The following is a 22,311-nucleotide window of genomic DNA, read 5'->3' as shown; positions in this document are numbered from 1 at the left end:
CACGCACTCTACGCTGAGCCGCTATGAAGATTGAACATTACGCTACCCCCGCTGAACTCGCCCGCTGTTATGCGCTGATGCGTGTGCTGCGCGGCAAGCTGGTCAGTGAGTCACAGTTTATTGCCCAGGCACAGCGCCAGCAGGCGCAGGGTTATCGTCTGGCAGGCATGGAACAGGATGGCAAACCGATTGCGCTGGCGGGCTATCGCCTGCTGGAGAACTTTATTCATGGCCGCTTCTGCTACATCGATGACCTGGTGACAGCACACGAAGCCCGCAGTCAGGGCATCGGCGCGGCGCTGCTGGATGGATTAGCCGTAATAGCCCGCGAATATGGCTGCGCCCATATGGTGCTCGACACCGCTATCGGCAATACCCAGGCCCAGACCTTTTATCAGCGCGCAGGTTACCTCGCGCTTGGCCTGCACTTTTACCGCGATCTCGCCTGAGGAAGAAACAGATGAAACTGCTGCACATTACCGTCAGCCCGGATTTGGCTGGCTCGGCATCACGCATGGCGTCTGCACATCTGGTGGAGAAGCTGCGCGCACAGCATCGCAACCTTGAAGAAACGAAGCTGGATCTGGCGCAGCAGCCGCTGCCGCACCTGGAAGCCTTCACCATTGGCGCCTTTTTTACTCGTCCGGAGGAGCGTAACGATGCGCAGCTCGCCGCGATTCAGACCTCAGAACAGCTGGTGGATCAGCTGTTTGCCTGCGACACCCTGGTTATCTCATCGCCGATGTGGAACCTCGGGTTGCCGTCGGTGCTGAAGGCCTGGTTCGATCACATCACCCGCGCCGGGCGCACGTTCGCCTTCACGCCGGCGGGCACCAAAGTTGGCCTGGTCAGCGGCAAAAAAGTCTACTGCATCGTCGCCAGCGGCAGCGTGTTTGCCCACGGGCCCTTTGTGCAGGATGACCAGTTCACGCCCTATATCCGCGTGGCGCTTGAGTACATCGGCATTACCGATGTGCAGTTTATTCGCGTGGATGGCACGCACGATCCTGCCAGCCGCGCCACCGCGTTACCCCATGCACTGCAAACCATTGACCGCTTATTTTAACTGAGGAACACATCATGACGACCCGCGTAAACCATTTCAAAACCATCCCGACACTGGCAAAAACCCTGGGCGATGCTTCTGTGGCGTTAGGCAAAGCCTCGCTGGATGTAAAAATTAAGCATCTGGTGGATATCCGCGCTTCCCAGCTGAATCACTGCGCGTTCTGCCTTGATATGCACGTTAAAGAGGCGAAGCTGCACGGCGAGCGCGAACTGCGTCTGCACCATGTGGCAATCTGGCGCGAATCGCCGCTGTTCAGTGCCAAAGAGAAAGTTGCACTGGCGTTGACTGAAGCCCTGACGCGCATCGGCGATCACGGCGTGAGTGAAGCGCTGTATAGCGAGCTGCGTGAGCACTTCTCCGAGGTGGAGATCTCAGAGCTGACCTTCACCATTGCCGTGATCAACGCCTGGAACCGCCTGCAGATTTTGTCACAGATGACACCGGGCGCACTGGACAGTGCTTACGGTCTGGATCGTGCCGATCTGCGTTAATTTTTACTGCCAGTAGCGCAAGCTGCTGGCGGCCCCATGTTCATCTGCGCTGCCTGAGGCTATAGTGAGTTTTTGCACCACACAGGATAGCGCGTATGAAAGGCATCAACATTGCGATTTACTTCGATCCCGACCTGATTCGCATCAGCGTTCACCAGCAGGATGGCAGCTATCTCAGCCACAATTTCCACTATACCGATAGCGTGATTGAAGAGATCTATCAGTGGCTGGAGCAGTTCACACCTAATCGCACCCACATTTGCCTGATTGAGCACGATACCGCCGATGTCCTGGCCGATGAGCTGGTGGATAACGGTTATCACGTGCATCAGGTGAGTCAGCATGCGCTCCTGAGCTGGTTCGCCAGTGAGCCGCCCTCCACGCCGGATGGCTCACCCGTGCGCGCCCTGCTGCGCTATCTGGAAGATGAGAAGCCGCCGGAGTATCAATCACGTACGCCGCAGATTGAAGCGCTGATGGATATGCTGGATGAGCTTGACGATCTGGAGGGCGTCGAGGAGGTGGACGATGAGGATAACCTGCCGGATGATGTGCTGCGGTTAATGAAGCAGAAAAAGCTCAGCGCCAGCGATGCGGCCCAGCGCTTACTGCCGGAGATGAATGAGCGCATCCGCGAACACCTGATCAACTACCCCGAACTGATGACGCCCGAACTGCTGGAGGACTTTTTCCCGGAGATGCTGGAAGCGCTGGATACACCGAAGCATTAGTGCATCTCCTGTTGTCAGGTCGCCTGACGGGCGGCCCATCCACGGACGTATTTTTACCTCTGTTTTATCGGGACGATAATCATGCTGGAACTCTTCAAAGCCATCGGACTGGGCCTGGTGGTTATACTGCCGCTGGCGAACCCGCTGACCACCGTGGCGCTGTTTCTCGGCCTCGCGGGCGACATGAACTTCCGCGAACGCAATCGCCAGGCGCTGCAGGCTTCAATCTATGTCTTTCTGATTATGATGGTGGCGTGGTACGCGGGTAACGCAGTGCTGCACACCTTTGGTATCTCTATCCCCGGCCTGCGTATGGCGGGCGGATTGATTGTGGCCTTTATCGGTTTTCGCATGTTGTTTCCGGCGAAACCTGTCGGGCACTCGGTGGAGGCCAAACACAAGCTTGATGAGCTCGACGCCAATGATAATCCGCGTGATACGGTGAATATCGCGTTTGTCCCGCTGGCGATGCCGAGCACTGCCGGGCCGGGTACGATTGCGATGATCATTAGCTCTGCTTCGACGGTAAAAGCGGGCGTGGATTTTCCCTCCTGGGTGGTGGCCGTGGCGCCGGTGCTGACGTTTCTCGCCGTGGCGGTGATTCTGTGGATTTCGCTGCGCAGTTCAGGCGCGATCATGAAGCTGGTGGGCAAAGGCGGTATTGAGGCGATTTCGCGGCTGATGGGCTTTTTGCTGGTGTGTATGGGCGTGCAGTTTGTGATTAACGGTGTGCTGGAAGTGGTGCATACCTTCCATTGATACAGATGAATCCAGGTCGCCATGAATGGCGACCCTACAAGGGATGTGTGGGCCGGTTGAATCCAGGTCGCCATAAAAGGCGACCCTACAGAATACCTGCCGCACATTGTAGGGTGCGCATTCATGCGCACCTGGATTTACCTGATTACTTCAGCGACTTGCGAACTTCCGCCACCTGCTCTTTGGTCACTGCCGGCGCATTGTTGCTCCAGCCCTGGCGAATAAAGGTGGCCAGCTGCGCCACTTCTTCATCCTTCAGACGATAACCAAACGGTGGCATTGCCAGCGTGGACGGCGCTTTCGCCGTGGATGGCTGCTGCGCGCCGGCCAGAATGGTGTGGATCAACCCGCCCGGATCTTTCGCGTTCACGATGGTCGCCTGATCCAGCTCCGGGAAGATGCCCGGAGCGCCCTTACCGGTGACAAAGTGGCAGGCGCCACAGTTATCAATGTAGAGACGCTCGCCTTCCGTCAGGTTCTTCGCTGCGGTCAGTTTGGCTTCGGTTTTCTGCTGTGCCTGAACGTTGTACGCCTGCAGCGGTGGATTGCCGCCGAGGAATTTCAGGTACGCCGCGATCGCTTTCAGATCCGCATCGGTCATGTGCGAGCTGGAGTGCTCAATCACCGATGTCATCTCACCGCCAACGGCGGCCTTATCGTTACGCCCGGTCTGCAGGTAATCAACAATCTCCTGCTCGCTCCAGCGTGGCAGGCCGCGCAGTGACGGCACTTCCCAGCCATTCAGGTCGCCGCCGGCGAGGAACTTATCGTCTCCGCTATCCAGCGCCTTCTCGTTCATGCCCAGACCGCGCGGCGTATGGCAGCTGCCGCAGTGGCCGAGGCTCTCAACGATATAGGCCCCGCGATTCACCTCTTCCGATGCGCCACCAATCGGCTGGAACGGCTTGTCTGAGGTGAACGCCCAGTTCCAGAAGCGCATGCCCCAGCGCTGGCTGAACGGGAAGCTCAGCTTCGTCTCTTCCGGCTGCTCGCTGCTCGGCTTCACGCCTTTCATGAAGTAGACATACAGCGCGTGCATGTCTTCATCACTGATTTTGGCGTAATCCGGATACGGCATTGCCGGGTAGAGGCGCGAGCCATCCGGCAGCACGCCTTTGCGCACCGCGTCAGAGAACTGCTGTTCGCTGTAGTTGCCAATACCGTGGGTTTTATCCGGCGTGATATTGGTGGAGTAGATGGTGCCGAGATTTGACTCAATCGCCAGACCACCCGCGTAATCCGCCTTGCCGGAGACCGTATGGCACGCCATGCAGTCGCCCAGACGTGACAGATACTCGCCCTTTTTAATCAGCGCGGCTTCATCTTCCGCGTGCGCCTGCACCGCAAGGCTTCCCAGCAGCACGGCGTTAGCGATTAACAATGATTTCAATTTCATATGCTTATGCCTGTACCAGTGGACCGGGGTTCTTCAGATACTGCTCTTTGATTGCCTGCGCCGCCATCAGGGTGATCGCACCGATGGTATCGGTTGGGTTCGCCTGGAAGTTCTGCGGGAAGGCGTTACCGCCCGGTACAAACACGTTGTGCACGTCCCAGCTCTGCAGGTATTTGTTCAGCGCTGAGGTTTTCGGGTTATCGCCCATGACCGCGCCGCCCACGTTGTGCGTGGAGACATATTTGGTCAGGTCAAAATCCGCGCCCATCGGCAGGAAGCTCATGCTCATGCTGTCCGGGTTCAGCTCTTTCGCAATATCACCCACAATGCCTTTTAGGTGCTGCTGCAGTTTGAGTTCGTTCTCTTTCCAGTTGAACGTCATGCGCAGCAGCGGCTGACCGCGGTGGTCGGTGTAGTGCGGATCGAGATCCAGATAGATATCGCGGTATGACTGGCAGGTGGTGGTAATGCTGATCTTCATCGAGTGGCCGTACCACTCTTCCAGACCCTGCTTGTAGCCCATGCCCCAGCCTGGCGTGCCTTTTGGCAGCGCGGTGGCGATTGGCGTACCGGTGGCCTGCGAACTGTGGATCTTCGCGCCGCCGAGGAAGCCGAGGCCCGGACCGTCAAAATTGCCTGGCGAGATGTCATTGAACATCTGGCCGGTCGCGCCTGCGGTTGCATACGGATTGAAGTGCTTATCTTTGAAGAACAGCGTTGCGCCGCCATTGGACAGGAACGCGTAGTTACGGCCTACCACACCCTCTTCGGTAATCGGGTTGTACGGCTTGCCGATGCCGGAGAGCAGCATCAGACGCACGTTGTACAGCTGGAAGCTGGAGAGCACGACGATCTTCGCCGGCTGGAACACTTCGTTGCCGTCCACGTCATAGTAGATCACGCCTTTCGCGGTCTTCTTATCATCGTGCAGCACCACTTTCACCACTTCGGCGTGCACTTCGTAAGAGAAGTTCGGCATACGCTTCAGCGCATCCATCACCGCCGTCTGCGGCGAGGCTTTGGAGTAGTTCAGGCACGGATATTTCGAGCAGTAACCGCAATAGTTACAGGGCGCGATCTGGTTGCCGTACGGGTTTTTCCACGCGCGTGACACACAGGCTGACGGGTTCGGGAACGGATGGTAGCCCAGCTTTTTCGCCGCCTCTTTAAACATCACGTTGTTGAGCGTGTCGTCCAGCGCCGGCAGCGGATAGGGCTCAGAGCGTGGGCCTTCAAACGGATCGCCGCCCTCGAGGATCTGACCGCGCAGGTTACCGGTGGTGCCGGACTGGCCGCAGATCAGCTCAAATTTGTAGTAGTACGGCTCAATCTCTTCCCAGGTAAACGGGAAGTCCATGACGCGCATATCATCTTGTAAAATGCCCGGCTTATAAGCCTGATCGACATAGGTTTTCAGCTTGATGTCGGTCGGCGTTGGACGGATCAGTACCGCCGTCCAGTGCATGCCCGCCCCGCCGACGCCAGTACCCGGCGCAAACGCGCCCCATTTACGGGTTGGCAGCGCTGTCTGGTCCATGTTGTAACGCACGGTAACCGCCACCTCTTTCGGCGTGGCAAATACCTTGTTACGCACGTTATATGCGTACTCATCGGCCGGCTTCGGGTAAGCGAAGTCCGGATAGTCGCGCTCGCCGCCGCGCTCTAACGCACGCACTTCCAGCCCGGCTAATGCCAGTTCGATACTCATCAACGAACCGGCCCAGCCGAGGCCGCAAACTACGACGTCGACTTCTTTCTTTGTAATCTGTGCCATCTTTTCTATCTCACATACCAAATACGGGGGTTCAGGCGCGCTCGCCCAACAGGCTGACCGGTCCCAGCGGATACGGCACGTTGTGCTGTTTCACCCATTCGGTGAAGCTGGCACGTGCGCCAGGGAAGCCGATGGCAATCCAGGCTTTCATGCCTTTATTGCCGCCGTACATCGGGTCAGCGAGGTAGCCGTGTTTGGTATCGGAAAGCAGCTGGCTGAAGAACTGGGAAGCTTTCAGGTTCGGTTCACCCAGCGCGGCGAAATCGATGCCGTCGTTCTTATTCACTTTGGTGAGCACCGCATCTCTCTCTTCCAGCGTCAGCGCATGGAAGGACTTCTGGTAAGTGCTCTGCGTCCACTGCTCCACCAGCTTGATGCCGGTGTGATACATCTGCTGCGGCGTGAACGGAATCTGGTAACCCATGGTTGCGGGCGCATGCACGTCGAAAGGACCCTGCATATAAATCTCTGCGCCGAACTCCGGGCTGTGCAGCTGCTGATCGATGAAGATCGGCACGTTGGTCTCCAGGGCACCGGGCGCTTTACCCGTGCCGCCGGCAGGAATCAGGCGATCGGTTGCGGCCAGAATAAACTGCCACTCATCCGCGCTGAAAAAGATCGGTTTATAGTCGGCGAGTTCTGGTGCTGCCATGTCCGCAGCCTGGGCTGCAGTCAATCCCTTTAATACCAGGTCACTTAATGGCAAAGCCAGTAGCGACCCAAGTAAAAACTTACGTCTGGTGGTCGGTTTTTCTAACAGCATGGCGCGACAACTCTCACTTGCTAAGAAAGGTAATTATTTTTGTTAATGGCTTTATAAATCGGCAAACAACCTGGCAATCTTATGGATACAGATATTTCAGGATGTAAGAATTATATTAATAATGTGTTTTGATGAGAAACCATCATCATGCTGAATTGCGCCGGCAGCATGATAAACGGCTTTACAGAGGGGAATGACACGTTTAACCGTACAAACGTCAGGTTATTGCGCCACATTTGTGGGCATTTGACTAAAAATCATCGGCAACGGAAATAGTCGCCATGCTGAATTAAGCAAAAAAAATCATACTTCCATACAAGCGAATTATTCTCATTAATAACATCTTATTTACTTAATTGACCAGAGGATGAACGATCTATTTCGCTAAAGTGACGCGCTGCGCACAAAATAAGCGCGTTAATTAATTACCGCAATCAATTGTTATTTCCGGCACAGCTCAGAACAAACCGGCATTTAGCCCGGGAAGCGGCAGCGATAAAGTTATGTCCTCCACTTCTCAGGATAATAACGATGCGTTCACTGATTCTGCTTTTCACCTTATGGAGTAGCGCATTTGCGTTACATGCCGCCACGCCGAAAGACACCCTGGTCGTGGCGGTGCCGCTCGACGGCATTATCAGCTTTGACCCGGCAGAGAGTTTTGAAACCGTCAGCAACAGCGTGCAGCGTAATCTCTATCAAACGCTGGCAGAAGCCGACCGCACGACGCCGCAAAAGCTGGCGCCGCTGCTGGCAACCTCCTGGCAGCCGGGCCGTTCGCCGCACAGCCTGGTGTTTACCCTCAACCCGTCGGCACACTTCTCCAGCGGCAATCCGGTGACCGCGCAGGATGTGGTGTTTTCGCTGACGCGCGCCGTGCAGCTGAATAAAGCGCCCTCCTTTATCCTGGCCGAATTTGGCTGGACGCCCGCGAACATCGCCAGCCAGTTCCGCGTGCTAAACGATCATCAGCTGGAGATGCAGTGGCCAGCGCAGATTGGTCAGGATCTGGCGCTGCGCTTGCTGACGGCGCCGGTCGCCTCGATTGTCGATAGCAAAACCGTCCTGCAGCACGTTAGCGAAAATGATTACGGTAATGGCTGGCTGCACACCCATTCGGCAGGCAGTGGCGCGTTTACCCTTCAGCAGTACGTGCCGCAGCAGGCGCTGGTGCTTGGCGCGAATCCTCAGGCGCAGCCACAGCCGCACCTGAAACGTATCCTGCTGAAGGGCGTGGCTGATGCGGGCGCGCGCCGGCTGCTGATTCAGCAGGGTGATGTGGATGTGGCGTATCAGCTGGGGCCGGATCAGATCGATGCCCTGAAGCATGACAAGAACCTGTGCATTGATGCCTTCCCGTCGAGCCTGGTGTATTACCTGGGCTTCAATACGCAGAGTAAAGCGCAGCCGGCACTCGGCAATCCGGCACTCTGGGAGGCCGCACGCTGGCTGGTCGATTATCAATCCCTCTCCCGGGAGTTGCTTAAAGGGCAGTACAGTATTCATCAAAGTTTTCTGCCACAGGGCTTTGACGGTGCGCTGGACAATCAGCCCTTCCACTATGATGTCGCGAAGGCCAAAGCGATTCTGGCAAAAGGCGGGGTGCCGCCGGGCAGTAAATTCACGCTGACGGTGATTAATCAGCCGCCGTACATTGATGTGGCCCAGGCGCTGCAGGCGAGCTTTGCACTGGCCGATGTGCAAATTGAGCTGCAGCCGGTAGCGGAATCGGAGCTGTGGAGCAAGATGCGCGGGCGCGATTTCCAGTCGATCTTCATTTACTGGGGCGCGGATTATGTCGATCCCAACACCAACGCCAGTGCCTTTGCGTATAACGTGCCGGGCGGCGCAAAGACACTGGCATGGCGCGTTGGCTGGGAGATTCCGGCGCTGAGCGCTAAAACCCGCGCCGCCGCCGGTGAGAGCGATGCGGCACAGCGTCGCGCCCTGTACACCGACCTGCAAAAAACCGTGCAGCAGGCTTCGCCGTTTGTGGTGATGCTGCAGGGGGCGCAGCAGGTGGCGGTGCGAAATAGTGTCAGCCATGTGCAGCAGGGGATCGGCGTAAGTTTGCTGTTTTTTGATACCGTGGAGAAGCAGTAAGTTTTCAAGCGGGAGGCGCACGTGCATAAACCACGCACAATCTCCTCCCGCCTCTTGCGCCCCGCTTGCTATCCTTTGAAGCATCCCCCCTTGCCGGAGAGCGCAACATCATGACCCACCCGCTACTGATTGCCCGGACGCCTGATACCCCACTTCATCTGCTGCCTGCTATGGCGAACCGCCACGGTCTGATCACCGGCGCGACCGGCACCGGCAAAACCGTGACGCTGCAAAAGCTGGCCGAATCGTTCTCCCGTATTGGCGTACCGGTCTTTATGGCCGACGTTAAGGGCGATCTCACCGGGATTGCCGCTGCCGGCGAGGCGTCAGAAAAGCTGCTGGCGCGGCTGGCGAAGATCGGTGTGACCGACTGGCAGCCGCAGGCCAATCCGGTAATGGTGTGGGACATCTTCGGGCAGCAGGGCCATCCGGTGCGCGCGACCGTCTCCGATCTCGGCCCGCTGCTGCTCTCGCGCCTGCTCAACCTTAACGAAGTGCAGTCCGGCGTGCTGCAGATCATCTTCCGTATCGCTGACGATCAGGGCCTGCTGCTGCTGGATTTCAAAGACCTGCGCGCCATGACTCACTATATCGGCGACAACGCAAAAGCCTTTCAGACGCAGTACGGTAATATCAGCAGCGCCTCGGTCGGGGCGATTCAGCGCGGTCTGCTGGCGCTGGAGCAGCAAGGCGCCGAACACTTTTTTGGCGAGCCGATGCTGGATATCCGCGACTGGATGCGCTGCGACGCGCAAGGCCACGGCTTCATCAATATCTTGTCAGCAGAAAAGCTCTATCAGATGCCAAAACTTTATGCCACCAGCCTGCTGTGGCTGCTGGCCGAACTCTATGAGCAGCTGCCGGAAGCGGGCGATGTGGATAAGCCAAAAATGGTGTTCTTCTTCGACGAAGCGCACCTGCTGTTTAATGATGCGCCGCCGGTACTGCTGGAGAAGGTGGAGCAGGTGATCCGCCTGATCCGCTCCAAAGGCGTGGGCATTTACTTTGTCACGCAGAACCCGGCGGATATCCCCGATAACGTTCTTGGCCAGCTGGGCAATCGCGTACAGCACGCGCTGCGCGCCTTTACGCCGAAAGATCAAAAAGCGGTGAGAAGCGCGGCGGAGACCCTGCGCGCCAACCCGGCTTTTGACGCCGCCGGGGCGATTCAGGCGCTCGGCACGGGTGAAGCGCTGATCTCCTTCCTCGATGAGAGAGGCAGTCCGGCGATGGTGCAGCGCGCGATGGTGATTGCGCCTGGCTCGCGCATGGGTCCGGTTACGCAGGATGAGCGCAACGGCCTGATTAACAACTCGCCCTTATACGGCAAATACGATACCGACGTTGACCGGGAGTCAGCGTTTGAGAGGCTGCAAAAAGGCATCCAGGACGCACCACAGCAGGCTGATGCGCCGGAAGCGCAAGGCAACCGCGTGGCCGTCGATGACGGCATTCTCGGCGGGCTGAAGGATATCCTGTTCGGCAGCACCGGCCCGCGCGGCGGCAAACGCGAGGGTGTGGTACAGAGCGTGGCAAAGAGCGCTGCGCGTCAGGTTACCCGGCAAATTATTCGCGGCGTGCTGGGAAGTTTGCTGGGTGGTCGCCGTCGTTAAACCGCGTCTGCTAAACTCGTGACATGGAAAAACATCAAGAACTTAAACGCAGCAAACGCCTGGCGCTGGCGCTGCTGCTGGTCGCCGCGGCAATCTTTATTGTTACGCTTTTCCTGCCGCCCAACTTCTGGGTGCTGGGATTAAAAGCCATCGCTGAAGCAGCCATGGTGGGGGCGCTGGCCGACTGGTTTGCCGTAGTGGCGCTGTTTCGCCGCGTGCCGGTGCCCTTTATATCGCGCCATACGGCGATTATCCCGCGTAATAAAGATCGCATCGGTGAGAACCTGGGCCGCTTTGTGCAGGAGAAATTCCTCGACACCGACTCACTGCTGGCGCTGATTCGCCGTCACGATCCGTCGCAGATGCTGGCACAGTGGCTCAATGCGCCCGGCAATGCCGATCGCGTTGGTCGTCACCTGTTGCAGGTGATGCGCGGCTTTCTCGATTTAACCGATGATGAGCGTATCCAGCGCTTTATGCGGCGCGCGGTGCACCGTGCGCTGGATAAGGTCGATTTAACCCAGAGCAGCGCAATGGTGCTGGACAGCCTGACCAAAAATAACCGTCACCAGGAGCTGCTTGACGCCGCCGTTGAGCAACTGTTGCGCCTGCTGCATAAGCCAGGTACGCGTGAGTTCATCGCCCTGCAGATTGTGCGCTGGCTGAAGCGCGAGCATCCGATCAAAGCCAAAATGCTGCCAACCGAGTGGTTGGGTGAACACAGCGCCGAGCTGGTGGCCAATGCGGTGAATTCGATTCTTGATGAAGTGGCGCTCGATCAGGGTCACGAATTCCGCCTGGGCTTTAACCGTGCAGTCCAGCGGCTGATCGATAAGCTTAAAACCGATCCCGCCATGGCCGAACGCGCGGAGGATATTAAGCGCTGGCTGAAAGAGGATGAGTCGCTGAATCGCTATATCGGCGAGCTGTGGCAGGATCTGCGCAGCTGGCTGAAAGCCGATCTCAGCAGCGAGGACTCCCGTGTGCAGGCGCGCGTGCGGCTGGCCGCGCTGTGGCTGGGTGAAACGCTGGCCGCCGATGATGCGCTGCGCAGCTCGATGAATCAGCATCTGGAGGATGCCGCACGCAGCGTGGCGCCTGAGTTCGCGACGTTCCTGACGCGCCATATCAGCGATACGGTGAAGAGCTGGGATGCGCGCGATATGTCGCATCAGATCGAGCTGAACATCGGGCGCGATTTACAGTTTATCCGCATTAACGGAACGCTGGTGGGCGGCACCATTGGGCTGGTGCTCTATCTGTTGTCGCAGTTGCCGGTATTGATACAGACACTGCGGTGATTGAAGAGGTCGCCATGAATGGCGATCGTACAAGACAATGCGATCGTACAAGGACGGTGCGGGCGTTTACACGGTCGCCATGAATGGCGACCCTACAGGGCTGCGCGGGCAATAAAAAAGGTCGCCATACACGGCGACCTTCTGTTTTTTGTAGGGTCAGCATTCATGCTGACCGCAACCCCTACCGGCGCTTCAGCAACAGATACAGACTGATGGCAAAAAACGCGCCACTCGGCAGCACCGCACCCAGCACCGGCGGTAAACCGTACACCAGGCTCAGCGGACCGAAGATCTGATCCAGCACGTAGAACAGGAAACCGAAGCTGATGCCGGTCACTACGCGCACACCCATCGACACGCTACGCAGCGGACCGAAAATAAACGACAGCGCCATCAGCATCATCACCGCCACCGACAGCGGCTGGAAGATTTTGCTCCACATATTCAACAGATAACGTCCGGACTCCTGGCCGCTCTGCTTAAGATATTTGCTGTAGTTATAGAGACCGCTGATCGATAACGCATCCGGATCAAGCGCGACCACGCCAAGCTTGTCTGGCGTCAGGTTGGTTTTCCATTCGCCGCTCAGGCTTTGTGAGCCGGTGATCTGCTTCGGATCGTTCAGGTCAGATTCATCCACCTGCGACAGCTTCCACACTTTATGGTCCTTATCCCAGGTCGCGCTCGCCGCGTAGCGTACGCTCAGCAGACGGCGCTGATCGGTAAAGTGATAAATGCTGACGCCATCAATCTCGTTGTCGCCTTTAATGCGCTCGATATAGATGAAGTCGTTACCATCTTTCGCCCATAAGCCGTTCTGCGTAGAGACAAGCGAACCACCATACAGCTGCTGCGCACGGAAGTTACGCGCCATCTGCTCGCCCTGCGGCGCAACAAACTCCCCTACCGCCATGGTCAGCAGGACCAGCGGGATCGCGGTTTTCATCACCGCCAGCGCGACCTGCAAACGGGTAAAGCCGGACGCCTGCATCACCACCAGCTCACTGCGCTGCGCCAGCGTGCCCAGCCCCAGCAGCGCCCCCAGCAGCGCCGCCATCGGGAAGAAGATTTCGATATCTTTCGGCACGCTGAGCAGCGTGTAATAACCGGCATCAAGCGCGGTATAGGCGCCCTGCCCGGTTTTACGCAGCTGATCGACAAACTTAATGATGCCCGACAGCGACACCAGCATGAACAGCGTCATCATGATGGTGTTGAAGATGGTTTTGCCAATGTAACGGTCAAGTACCTTAAACATCACACTGACCCTCCACGGCTGAAGCGCGCACGAATGCGGCGCATCGGCACGGTGTCCCACACATTCAGCGCGACGGCCAGCGCCAGATAGGCGACGTTCACGGCCCACATCCAGATTGCCGGATCAAAGCGACCTTTGGCCGCGTTTGAGCGCAGCGAGCTCTGTAACAGGAAGAAGATCAGGTAGAGCAGCATGGCCGGCAACATTGACAATACGCGGCCCTGGCGCGGGTTCACCACGCTGAGCGGCACCACCATCAGCGCCATCACGAGGACGGCAAAGATCAGCGTCAGGCGCCAGTGCAGCTCGGCCTGGAACGGCGGCGTTTTCGTGGCGTAGAGCGTGCTGATGTCGGCCTGATCGGCATCGTTAGGATCAAGCACCGCCTCTTTATAGCCGACGACTGCCTGATAGTTGGTGAAGTCGGTGATGCGGAAGTCACGCAGCAGCGCCGTGCCCTCAAAGCGCGTCCCTTTATCCAGCGTCACCACTTGTGAGCCATCCGGACGCTGCTCCATATGGCCGCTGTCTGCCAGCACCACGGATGGACGCGCATTGCCTTTCGGCCGCAGCTGCGCCAGGAACACGTTCCCGAAGGTATTGCCCTTCACGCCCTCGACAAACAGCACGGTATTACCGTCGCCGGAGGTCTGGAACTGACCCGCCGCCAGCGCCGCCGCACCCGGGTTGGCTTTGGCATTCTGGGTCACCTCATCCTGATAACGCGATGACCACGGCCCTAACCAGATGACGTTGACCGCCGCCACCAGCGAGGTAAGCAGCATCAAAATCATCGCGGCTTTAATCAGCACGCCTTTACCCAAACCACAGGCGTGCATCACCGTGATTTCACTTTCGGTGTAAAGCCGCCCAAGGGTCATTAAAACCGCCAGAAACAGGCTCAGGGGCAGGATAAGTTGTGCCATTTCAGGCACGCCAAGTCCTAACAATGTCAGAACCAGATTTGTTGGGATCTCGCCATCCACCGCAGCACCCAAAATCCTCACTAACTTCTGGCAAAAGAAGATCAGTAGCAGGATGAACAGGATAGCCAGCTGGCTTTTGAGCGTTTCCCGAACCAGATATCTAATGATGATCACGCTTAGTACGCCTGTGATAACTTGTCTTTTTGCAGGAAAATCGCTAGTTTCAACGCTTACCAGCCATTTTTCTTCATCAATGGCCGTCATGGTAGCTAAAATAGTGTGACGAACGCGTTAGGGTGGTGAAAAAACAACACATTGTCACCCATCTCATTATGACCGCCGGCGTTGAATTGTCATGGCGTCGCAACAAATTAATGGGTTACGAACGCGCTACATTCTAACGACAGCTTAGGCCGTTGTCTTTAAGATTCAGGAGAGTGCATGGAGTTCAGTGTAAAAAGCGGTAGCCCGGAAAAACAGCGCAGCGCCTGCATTGTTGTCGGTGTTTTCGAACCGCGCCGTCTTTCACCCATTGCCGAGCAGCTGGATAAAATCAGCGACGGCTACATCAGCGCGCTGCTGCGTCGCGGTGAACTGGAAGGCAAGGTGGGCCAGACGTTGCTGCTGCACCATGTGCCAAACATCCTCTCCGAGCGCATCCTGCTGATTGGTTGTGGGAAAGAGCGCGAGCTGGATGAACGCCAGTATAAGCAGGTGATCCAGAAAACTATCAATACCCTGAACGATACCGGTTCAATGGAAGCGGTGTGCTTCCTGACCGAGCTGCACGTTAAAGGGCGCAACACTTACTGGAAAGTACGCCAGGCGGTAGAGACCTCAAAAGAGGCGCTTTATAACTTTGATCAGCTGAAAAGCAACAAAGTTGAACCGCGTCGTCCACTGCGTAAGCTGGTGTTCAACGTGCCAACCCGCCGTGAGCTGACCAGCGGCGAGCGTGCCATTCAGCATGGTCTGGCAGTGGCTGCCGGCGTGAAAGCGGCGAAAGATCTCAGCAATATGCCACCAAATATCTGTAACGCCGCCTATCTGGCCTCACAGGCGCGCCAGCTGGCTGATGCCTACAGCAAAAACGTCACGACCCGCGTGATTGGCGAGCAGCAGATGAAAGAGCTGGGCATGAACGCCTATCTGGCGGTGGGTGCCGGCTCACACAATGAATCGCTGATGTCGGTGATTGAGTACAAAGGCAGCAGCGATGCGGACGCGCGCCCGATAGTGCTGGTGGGCAAAGGGCTCACCTTCGACTCCGGCGGTATCTCTATTAAGCCCGCTGAAGCCATGGACGAGATGAAGTACGACATGTGCGGCGCTGCGTCCGTGTATGGCGTGATGCGCATGGTGGCGGAGCTGAATCTGCCGCTGAATGTGGTCGGCGTGCTGGTTGGTTGTGAAAACATGCCCGATGGCCGCTCAATGCGTCCGGGCGATGTATTGACCACCATGTCTGGTCAGACCGTTGAAGTGCTGAACACCGATGCAGAAGGTCGCCTGGTGCTGTGCGATGCCCTGACCTACGTGGAGCGTTTCGAGCCGGAAGTGGTGATTGATGTGGCGACGCTGACCGGTGCCTGCGTGATTGCGCTGGGCCATCACGTGAGCGGCCTGATGTCAAACCACAATCCGCTGGCGCACGAGCTGATTGGTGCCTCTGAGCAATCGGGCGATCGCGCGTGGCGCCTGCCGATGGCAGACGAGTATCAGGAGCAGCTGGAGTCTAATTTTGCCGATATGGCGAACATTGGCGGCCGTCCTGGCGGTGCGATTACCGCGGCCTGCTTCCTGGCGCGCTTTGCCCGTAAATATAACTGGGCCCACCTGGATATCGCCGGTACCGCCTGGCGCTCCGGCAAAGCCAAAGGCGCCACCGGCCGTCCGGTACCGCTGCTGTCGCAGTTCCTGCTGAACCGTGCAGGGCTGAACGGCGACGATTAACGACCGGGGCACGGTGCGCATAAATGCGATAACCACCGTGCGGCCATTGAAACGGTGCGCATAAATGCGCACCCTACGGAATTTGTAGGGTCGCCATTCATGGCGACCTTATTATTAGACGCAGCGATCTTACTGAAGCACAATGCCCCACTGTCATTAATGGAAATGCACCCGCCATGAAAAACGCCACCTTCTACGTGATGGAGTCTGAACACGCCAGCGACGGCTTAAGCGCCATCGAAGCGCTGGTGTGCTCGCTTGCCGCAGCACGCTGGCGTGACGGCAAACGCATCCTGATTGCCTGTGAAAACGAAGCGCAGGCCAATCGACTGGATGAAGCGCTCTGGCAGCTGCCGGCCAACGCCTTTGTGCCGCACAACCTGGCCGGTGAAGGCCCACGCTACGGCGCACCGGTGGAGCTGGCCTGGCCGCAGCGCCGCGGCAGTTCACCGCGCGATCTGCTAATCAGCCTGCTGCCGCAGTTCGCAGATTTTGCCACCGGTTTCCATGAAGTGATAGACTTCGTACCTTATGAAGAATCCCTGAAACAACTGGCGCGCGACCGCTATAAAGCTTATCGCAGCGTTGGTTTCCAATTGAATACGGCAACGCCACCACCGCCGCAAACGACAGTGTAGAAATGGAAAAGACATATAACCCGCAAGATATCGAGCAGCCGCTCTACGAGCACTGGGAACAGCAGGGCTACTTTAAACCGAATGGCGATACCAGCCAGGAAAGCTTTTGCATCATGATCCCGCCGCCGAACGTCACCGGCAGCTTGCATATGGGTCACGCATTCCAGCAGACCATCATGGACACCATGATCCGCTACCAGCGCATGCAGGGTAAAAATACGCTGTGGCAGGCAGGTACCGACCACGCCGGTATTGCTACCCAGATGGTGGTGGAGCGTAAGATTGCCGCTGAAGAGGGCAAAACGCGCCAGGACTATGGCCGTGAAGCTTTCATCGATAAGATCTGGCAGTGGAAAGCGGAGTCCGGCGGCACCATAACCCGCCAGATGCGCCGTCTCGGCAACTCGGTTGACTGGGAGCGCGAGCGCTTCACCATGGACGAAGGTCTGTCCAACGCGGTGAAAGAGGTGTTTGTGCGCCTCTACAAAGAGAACCTGATTTACCGCGGCAAACGCCTGGTGAACTGGGACCCGAAACTGCGCACCGCTATCTCCGATCTGGAAGTGGAAAACCGCGAGAGCAAAGGCTCAATGTGGCACATCCGCTATCCGCTGGCGGACGGCGTGAAAACAGCCGAAGGCAAAGACTATCTGGTGGTTGCTACCACGCGTCCGGAGACCCTGCTGGGCGATACCGGTGTGGCCGTCAACCCGGAAGATCCGCGTTACAAAGATCTGATCGGCAAAGAGGTGCTGCTGCCGCTGGTGAACCGCCGTATTCCGATCGTCGGTGACGAGCACGCGGATATGGAAAAAGGCACCGGCTGCGTGAAGATCACCCCGGCGCACGACTTTAACGACTATGAAGTGGGTCGTCGTCACAAGCTGCCGATGATCAACATTCTGACCTTTGATGGCGATATCCGCGAGCGTGCGGAAGTATTCGACACCAACGGCGAAGTCAGCGATGCCTGCTCGGATGAGATCCCGGCTCAGTTCCAGAAAATGGAGCGTTTTGCCGCGCGTAAAGCGATTGTTGCCGCAATTGATGAGATTGGCCTGCTGGAAGAGATCAAGCCACACGATCTCACCGTGCCCTACGGTGACCGTGGCGGCGTGGTGATCGAGCCGATGCTGACCGATCAGTGGTACGTGCGTACCGCGCCGCTGGCAAAAGTGGCAGTCGAAGCGGTTGAAAACGGCGACATTCAGTTTGTACCGAAGCAGTACGAGAACATGTACTTCTCCTGGATGCGCGATATTCAGGACTGGTGCATCTCCCGTCAGCTGTGGTGGGGTCACCGCATCCCGGCCTGGTATGACAACAATGGCAACGTGTATGTTGGTCGCACCGAAGACGAAGTGCGTCAGGAGAACAACCTGGCTGCCGATGTCGCGCTGCGTCAGGACGAAGACGTGCTGGATACCTGGTTCTCTTCCGGCCTGTGGACCTTCTCCACCCTTGGCTGGCCTGAGAACACCGATGCGCTGCGCACGTTCCATCCAACCAGCGTGCTGGTGAGCGGCTTCGACATTATCTTCTTCTGGATTGCGCGCATGATCATGCTGACCATGCACTTCATCAAAGATGAAAACGGCAAACCGCAGGTGCCGTTCAAAACCGTCTACATGACCGGTTTGATCCGCGATGAAGAGGGCCAGAAGATGTCCAAGTCGAAAGGTAACGTTATCGATCCACTGGATATGGTTGACGGTATTTCGCTGGAAGATCTGCTGGAGAAGCGTACCGGCAATATGATGCAGCCGCAGCTGGCGGAGAAGATCCGCAAACGCACCGAGAAGCAGTTCCCGGACGGCATCATGCCATCAGGTACCGATGCGCTGCGCTTCACCCTGGCGGCGCTGGCCTCTACCGGCCGTGACATCAACTGGGACATGAAGCGCCTGGATGGTTACCGCAACTTCTGTAACAAACTGTGGAACGCCAGCCGCTTTGTGCTGATGAACACGGAAGATCAGGATTGCGGCCAGAACGGCGGCGAGCTGAAACTGTCGCTGGCCGATCGCTGGATTCTGACGGAATTCAACAGCACGGTGAAAGCGTACCGTGAAGCGCTGGATAGCTATCGCTTCGATATCGCGGCCAACATCCTGTACGACTTCACCTGGAACCAGTTCTGCGACTGGTACCTGGAGCTGACCAAGCCGGTAATGGACGGCGGCAGCGAAGCGGAACTGCGCGGCACGCGCAATACCCTGGTGACGGTACTGGAAGCACTGCTGCGCCTTGCGCATCCGATCATCCCGTTCATCACCGAAACCATCTGGCAGCGCGTTAAAGTGCTGAAGAACATCGATCACGATACCATCATGCTGCAGCCGTTCCCGCAGTATGACGCGGCGAAAGAGGATGCCGAAGCGAAAGCGGATATCGAGTGGATGAAGCAGGCGATTGTCGCGGTGCGTAATATCCGTGCTGAAATGAACATCTCACCAGGCAAACCGCTCGACGTGTTGCTGCGTGACTGTTCACCGGCCGCGCAGCGTCGCGTTGAGGAGAACCGCAACTTCCTGTCGCGTCTGGCACGCCTGGAAACCCTGACCATTCTGCCGGCTGGCGAGAAGGGCCCGGTCTCCGTTACCAAGATTGTGGACGGTGCCGGGCTGCTGATTCCAATGGCGGATCTGGTTAACAAGGAAGCAGAGCTGGAGCGTCTGGCGAAAGAGCTGGTTAAGCTGGATGTTGAGATCGGCAAGATTCAGACCAAGCTGGCTAACGAAGGCTTTGTTTCACGCGCCCCGGAAGCGGTGGTGGCGAAAGAGCGCGAGCGTATCGCAGAGCTGGAGCAATCAAAAACAAAACTGATTGAACAGCAGGGCGTGATTGCGGCATTGTAAGCGCATCAGTCCTGATCCTTACTCGAAGCCGGGCACTGCCCGGCTTTTTTTATCGGAAGATGATGATGAGCACCGTCACGCCCCTTAATTTACAGGTGCGCCCGATTACGGCCGCCGATAACCCCCTGATTGCTCAGGTGATCCGCGATGTGTCAGCCGAATTTGGCCTGACGGCGGACAGAGGCTATACCGTCTCCGATCCCCAGCTTGACCATCTGTTTGAACTCTACAGCGAGGCGAACAGCGCCTACTGGATTGTTGAGCATGAGGGCCGCGTGGTGGGCGGCGGTGGCGTCGCGCCGCTGGCGTGCAGCGCGCCGGATATTTGTGAGTTGCAGAAGATGTATTTCCTGCCGCAGGTGCGCGGGCTGGGCCTGGCGCGTGAGCTGGCGCTGCAGGCGATGGATTACGCGCGCCAGCGCGGTTTCCGCCGCTGCTATCTGGAAACCACGGGCAGCCTGACACGGGCGATCAAGTTGTATGAGTCACTGGGCTTCACGCTGATTGATGAGGCGATGGGCTGTACCGGGCATGTGGATTGCGAAGTGCGGATGCTGAAGCAGTTATGAGGATTCAGGTCGCCATGAATGGCGACCCTGCATAAGTAACAGAGTGCGCAGCGGGCAGCAGACAGATTTCTACATCGCCGGCACGCCGCTATGAAAGCGCAGTTCGCTGTCCGGCTCGCTGATTAACCGCCCTTCCACTGCGCCAAACGCCTGCACGCGCGGCGCAATATCTTTAGCGGAAATCTGTTCTGCCAGCTTCAGGTAATCCTGATAGTGACGCGCTTCCGAACGCAGCAGCGAGATATAAAACTTCTGCAGCTGCTCATCCAGGAAGGGGGCCAGGCTGGCAAACCGCTCACAGGAGCGCGCTTCGATGTAAGCCCCGCAGATTAATTTATCCACCAGCGCATCCGGCTCAAAGGTGCTGATTTCGCGAATTAAGCCTTTGGCGTAGCGGCTGGCGGTGATTTTGCGATAGGGCAAGCCGCGTGCCTGCATGATCTCCCACACCTGATAAAAGTGGTGCAGCTCCTCTTTGATCAGCAGCACCATCATCTCTACCAGATCGTCCGCCCACGGCAGCTCATTGCGCACAATGATGCTCTTCGTCAGGTTTTTATGCGCGTTGATAAAGTTACTGTCCGGCTCATCGCGGTAGATAAAGTCTTCATAAGGCTTGAGCCACGCCAGAATGGCATCGCCACTTGGCTTATCCGCAACGTATTTGCGGATGATCCACACGGCGGTTTGCGCCGCTTTCAGCTCACAAATCATATGATCGGTGAGTAGCAGCGTGAGGTTTTCCGGTTTGCGCGCTTCGTCAATCCACGCCTGAGGCGTGCGACAGTGCAGAAACTGGTGGATGGGTTCTAGTAGCGGAGCGTAATTCATGAATGTTCTTGCCTGGCGGGGGAGATCGGGGCGGTATGTACCGCCCGTTAATGCTTAGTGACGCACACCGTTATCTTCTTCGTCGTCGATGATGTCGCCATCATCCTCTTCATCTTCGGCATCCGGGTCTTCAAAATAGGTGCCCCAGCCGTCGTAATCGACGTTGAACTTACCGGCCAGATTGACCAACTGCTCCACCTGCGCATCAATCAGCTCCGCATTCAGCGCACCTTCGCTCAGGATGTCTACGCACATCACAGTGCCGCCCTCCTCCAGCTCCAGCTCTTCAGGCTCGCTCACTTCATAGCCCAGCTTGAATGCCTCCACCGCGACTTTCTCCAGCGAATCAAAATTGTTGCAGGAGAGATGATGCTCGATCGTGTAGAGCGCATCCGGATCGCTGCCGTCTTCCAGTAGCTCTTCAATGATCATGCGCGTCTCTTCGCGCTGTTCTTCCAGCAATGCTTCGTATGCCATGGGCGTGTCCTCAAAAATGGTGGCAGTGAATGCAATTATTTTCCCACACTGCCTCGCGCGCCACTACACAAAACAGAAAGTTTCTTAGCGCCGGGGTTGAAAATGCATATCCATACAGTTAGATTGAATTTTAATTCAATATTTACCCTTGTGCGGAGTGCAGTATGAGTGAGCTTTATTCGAGACATTTCCTGAGATTGCTGGATTTCACCCCCGCGGAGATCGCCGGTTTATTGAAACTGGCCGGTGAATTAAAACACGCAAAGAAAAACGCCAGCGAAACCCAGTACCTGAAAGGCAAAAATATCGCGCTCATCTTCGAAAAAGACTCGACCCGTACCCGATGCTCTTTCGAAGTTGCCGCTTACGATCAGGGCGCTAACGTCACCTGGATTGGCCCGAGCGGCAGTCAGATTGGCCATAAAGAGTCGATGAAGGACACGGCCCGCGTACTGGGCCGGATGTATGACGGCATCCAGTATCGCGGCTACGGCCAGGAGTTGGTCGAGACGCTGGCAGAATTTGCCGGCGTGCCGGTGTGGAACGGCCTGACCACGGAATTCCATCCGACGCAGCTGCTGGCGGACCTGCTCACCATGCAGGAGCACCTGCCTGGCAAATCGCTGCATGAAATGACGCTGGTGTACGTGGGCGATGCGCGCAATAACATGGGCAACAGCATGCTGGAAGCAGCGGCGCTGGTGGGGCTCGATCTGCGCCTGGTGGCCCCCAAGGGCTGCTGGCCGGAAGAGGCGCTGGTGGCGCAGTGCCGCAGTGCCGCGCAGCAGACCGGCGGTAAAA

At 57.3% G+C, this 22,311-nt stretch carries 20 protein-coding genes; 13 read left to right on the top strand and 7 right to left on the bottom strand.

What is annotated here, in order from left to right:
* Positions 1-23: 23 nt before the first annotated feature.
* The 5 genes from HA48_RS11805 to HA48_RS11785 all read left to right on the top strand — a co-directional run bounded on the left by HA48_RS11805 (position 24) and on the right by HA48_RS11785 (position 3,050).
* Positions 24-449, top strand: a complete 426-nt coding sequence (locus HA48_RS11805; protein ID WP_128601489.1) for a GNAT family N-acetyltransferase — start codon at positions 24-26, stop codon at positions 447-449.
* A gap of 11 nt (positions 450-460) precedes the next feature.
* Entirely contained in the window at positions 461-1,066 is a 606-nt protein-coding gene (locus tag HA48_RS11800) for an FMN-dependent NADH-azoreductase (RefSeq protein WP_128601488.1), read from the top strand.
* A 14-nt stretch (positions 1,067-1,080) separates the two neighbouring features.
* Complete coding sequence (locus tag HA48_RS11795; RefSeq protein ID WP_128601487.1) at positions 1,081-1,560, top strand: carboxymuconolactone decarboxylase family protein; 480 nt, start codon at positions 1,081-1,083, stop codon at positions 1,558-1,560.
* Between the two features lie 95 nt (positions 1,561-1,655).
* Positions 1,656-2,291: a hypothetical protein gene (locus HA48_RS11790; protein ID WP_128601486.1), complete on the top strand. Its 636-nt coding sequence runs from the start codon at positions 1,656-1,658 to the stop codon at positions 2,289-2,291.
* An 81-nt stretch (positions 2,292-2,372) separates the two neighbouring features.
* On the top strand, positions 2,373-3,050 hold the full coding sequence (locus HA48_RS11785; RefSeq protein ID WP_128601485.1) for a MarC family NAAT transporter: 678 nt from the start codon (positions 2,373-2,375) through the stop codon (positions 3,048-3,050).
* A gap of 145 nt (positions 3,051-3,195) precedes the next feature.
* On the opposite strand, the gene HA48_RS11780 is transcribed toward HA48_RS11785, so the two are convergent.
* From HA48_RS11780 to HA48_RS11770, 3 genes are read right to left on the bottom strand one after another with little or no spacing between them, the layout of a single operon-like run.
* Positions 3,196-4,446, bottom strand: coding sequence for a c-type cytochrome (locus HA48_RS11780; RefSeq protein ID WP_128601484.1), 1,251 nt, complete (start codon positions 4,444-4,446; stop codon positions 3,196-3,198).
* A 4-nt stretch (positions 4,447-4,450) separates the two neighbouring features.
* Entirely contained in the window at positions 4,451-6,220 is a 1,770-nt protein-coding gene (locus HA48_RS11775; RefSeq protein WP_128601483.1) for a GMC family oxidoreductase, read from the bottom strand.
* Between the two features lie 31 nt (positions 6,221-6,251).
* Positions 6,252-6,983 carry a gluconate 2-dehydrogenase subunit 3 family protein gene (locus HA48_RS11770; RefSeq protein ID WP_128601482.1) on the bottom strand — a complete coding sequence of 244 codons (732 nt, stop codon included), beginning with the start codon at positions 6,981-6,983 and terminating at the stop codon, positions 6,252-6,254.
* A 531-nt stretch (positions 6,984-7,514) separates the two neighbouring features.
* On the opposite strand from HA48_RS11770, the gene HA48_RS11765 reads away from it, so the two are divergent.
* The 3 genes from HA48_RS11765 to HA48_RS11755 all read left to right on the top strand — a co-directional run bounded on the left by HA48_RS11765 (position 7,515) and on the right by HA48_RS11755 (position 12,000).
* The gene (locus tag HA48_RS11765; protein ID WP_128601481.1) at positions 7,515-9,086 is read left to right on the top strand and encodes an ABC transporter substrate-binding protein; all 1,572 of its coding nucleotides are present in this window, start codon (positions 7,515-7,517) and stop codon (positions 9,084-9,086) included.
* Positions 9,087-9,196: 110 nt separating this feature from the next.
* A complete protein-coding gene (locus HA48_RS11760) occupies positions 9,197-10,699 on the top strand; it encodes a helicase HerA-like C-terminal domain-containing protein (protein WP_128601480.1) in 1,503 nt (500 codons plus the stop codon).
* 23 nt (positions 10,700-10,722) lie between these two features.
* Complete coding sequence (locus tag HA48_RS11755; protein ID WP_128601479.1) at positions 10,723-12,000, top strand: DUF445 domain-containing protein; 1,278 nt, start codon at positions 10,723-10,725, stop codon at positions 11,998-12,000.
* A gap of 181 nt (positions 12,001-12,181) precedes the next feature.
* On the opposite strand, the gene lptG is transcribed toward HA48_RS11755, so the two are convergent.
* Complete coding sequence (gene lptG / locus HA48_RS11750) at positions 12,182-13,258, bottom strand: LPS export ABC transporter permease LptG (protein WP_128601478.1); 1,077 nt, start codon at positions 13,256-13,258, stop codon at positions 12,182-12,184.
* Complete coding sequence (lptF, locus tag HA48_RS11745) at positions 13,258-14,358, bottom strand: LPS export ABC transporter permease LptF (protein WP_167377151.1); 1,101 nt, start codon at positions 14,356-14,358, stop codon at positions 13,258-13,260. The genes lptG and lptF overlap by 1 nt, the downstream gene beginning before the upstream one ends.
* 267 nt (positions 14,359-14,625) lie before the next feature.
* Here lptF and pepA point away from each other — a divergent pair, with 267 nt between their 5' ends.
* The 4 genes from pepA to HA48_RS11725 all read left to right on the top strand — a co-directional run bounded on the left by pepA (position 14,626) and on the right by HA48_RS11725 (position 20,202).
* Positions 14,626-16,137, top strand: a complete 1,512-nt coding sequence (pepA, locus tag HA48_RS11740; RefSeq protein WP_128601476.1) for a leucyl aminopeptidase — start codon at positions 14,626-14,628, stop codon at positions 16,135-16,137.
* Between the two features lie 176 nt (positions 16,138-16,313).
* The gene (locus tag HA48_RS11735) at positions 16,314-16,775 is read left to right on the top strand and encodes a DNA polymerase III subunit chi (protein WP_128601475.1); all 462 of its coding nucleotides are present in this window, start codon (positions 16,314-16,316) and stop codon (positions 16,773-16,775) included.
* A 2-nt stretch (positions 16,776-16,777) separates the two neighbouring features.
* Positions 16,778-19,633 (top strand): valine--tRNA ligase, encoded by a 2,856-nt coding sequence (locus HA48_RS11730; protein WP_128601474.1) that lies wholly within the window; start codon positions 16,778-16,780, stop codon positions 19,631-19,633.
* Between the two features lie 65 nt (positions 19,634-19,698).
* On the top strand, positions 19,699-20,202 hold the full coding sequence (locus tag HA48_RS11725) for a GNAT family N-acetyltransferase (protein WP_128601473.1): 504 nt from the start codon (positions 19,699-19,701) through the stop codon (positions 20,200-20,202).
* A gap of 69 nt (positions 20,203-20,271) precedes the next feature.
* Here the strand turns inward: HA48_RS11725 and miaE are convergent, their stop codons facing one another.
* Both miaE and rraB read right to left on the bottom strand, forming a co-directional pair.
* A complete protein-coding gene (gene miaE, locus HA48_RS11720; RefSeq protein WP_128601472.1) occupies positions 20,272-21,033 on the bottom strand; it encodes a tRNA isopentenyl-2-thiomethyl-A-37 hydroxylase MiaE in 762 nt (253 codons plus the stop codon).
* Positions 21,034-21,087: 54 nt separating this feature from the next.
* Positions 21,088-21,510 carry a ribonuclease E inhibitor RraB gene (rraB, locus tag HA48_RS11715; protein WP_128601471.1) on the bottom strand — a complete coding sequence of 141 codons (423 nt, stop codon included), beginning with the start codon at positions 21,508-21,510 and terminating at the stop codon, positions 21,088-21,090.
* Between the two features lie 164 nt (positions 21,511-21,674).
* Between rraB and HA48_RS11710 the strand changes: the two genes are divergently transcribed.
* The coding region (locus HA48_RS11710) for a Rossmann-fold NAD(P)-binding domain-containing protein (RefSeq protein ID WP_482809942.1) at positions 21,675-22,311 on the top strand (637 nt) is incomplete at its 3' end.

The organism is Pantoea wallisii, assembly GCF_002095485.1.
Classification (GTDB): domain Bacteria; phylum Pseudomonadota; class Gammaproteobacteria; order Enterobacterales; family Enterobacteriaceae; genus Pantoea; species Pantoea wallisii.
Note: the sequence above shows the minus strand (reverse complement) of the source record. Positions and strands in the feature narration are given on the sequence as shown.

Excerpts from the sequence above, each read along its gene's own strand:
- HA48_RS11805 (WP_128601489.1), top strand. The coding sequence starts at position 24 with ATGAAGATTGAACATTACGCTACCCCCGCTGAACTCGCCCGCTGTTAT.
- HA48_RS11800 (WP_128601488.1), top strand. The coding sequence starts at position 461 with ATGAAACTGCTGCACATTACCGTCAGCCCGGATTTGGCTGGCTCGGCA.
- HA48_RS11795 (WP_128601487.1), top strand. The coding sequence starts at position 1,081 with ATGACGACCCGCGTAAACCATTTCAAAACCATCCCGACACTGGCAAAA.
- HA48_RS11790 (WP_128601486.1), top strand. The coding sequence starts at position 1,656 with ATGAAAGGCATCAACATTGCGATTTACTTCGATCCCGACCTGATTCGC.
- HA48_RS11785 (WP_128601485.1), top strand. The coding sequence starts at position 2,373 with ATGCTGGAACTCTTCAAAGCCATCGGACTGGGCCTGGTGGTTATACTG.
- HA48_RS11780 (WP_128601484.1), bottom strand. The coding sequence starts at position 4,446 with ATGAAATTGAAATCATTGTTAATCGCTAACGCCGTGCTGCTGGGAAGC.
- HA48_RS11775 (WP_128601483.1), bottom strand. The coding sequence starts at position 6,220 with ATGGCACAGATTACAAAGAAAGAAGTCGACGTCGTAGTTTGCGGCCTC.
- HA48_RS11770 (WP_128601482.1), bottom strand. The coding sequence starts at position 6,983 with ATGCTGTTAGAAAAACCGACCACCAGACGTAAGTTTTTACTTGGGTCG.
- HA48_RS11765 (WP_128601481.1), top strand. The coding sequence starts at position 7,515 with ATGCGTTCACTGATTCTGCTTTTCACCTTATGGAGTAGCGCATTTGCG.
- HA48_RS11760 (WP_128601480.1), top strand. The coding sequence starts at position 9,197 with ATGACCCACCCGCTACTGATTGCCCGGACGCCTGATACCCCACTTCAT.
- HA48_RS11755 (WP_128601479.1), top strand. The coding sequence starts at position 10,723 with ATGGAAAAACATCAAGAACTTAAACGCAGCAAACGCCTGGCGCTGGCG.
- lptG (WP_128601478.1), bottom strand. The coding sequence starts at position 13,258 with ATGTTTAAGGTACTTGACCGTTACATTGGCAAAACCATCTTCAACACC.
- pepA (WP_128601476.1), top strand. The coding sequence starts at position 14,626 with ATGGAGTTCAGTGTAAAAAGCGGTAGCCCGGAAAAACAGCGCAGCGCC.
- HA48_RS11735 (WP_128601475.1), top strand. The coding sequence starts at position 16,314 with ATGAAAAACGCCACCTTCTACGTGATGGAGTCTGAACACGCCAGCGAC.
- HA48_RS11730 (WP_128601474.1), top strand. The coding sequence starts at position 16,778 with ATGGAAAAGACATATAACCCGCAAGATATCGAGCAGCCGCTCTACGAG.
- HA48_RS11725 (WP_128601473.1), top strand. The coding sequence starts at position 19,699 with ATGAGCACCGTCACGCCCCTTAATTTACAGGTGCGCCCGATTACGGCC.
- miaE (WP_128601472.1), bottom strand. The coding sequence starts at position 21,033 with ATGAATTACGCTCCGCTACTAGAACCCATCCACCAGTTTCTGCACTGT.
- rraB (WP_128601471.1), bottom strand. The coding sequence starts at position 21,510 with ATGGCATACGAAGCATTGCTGGAAGAACAGCGCGAAGAGACGCGCATG.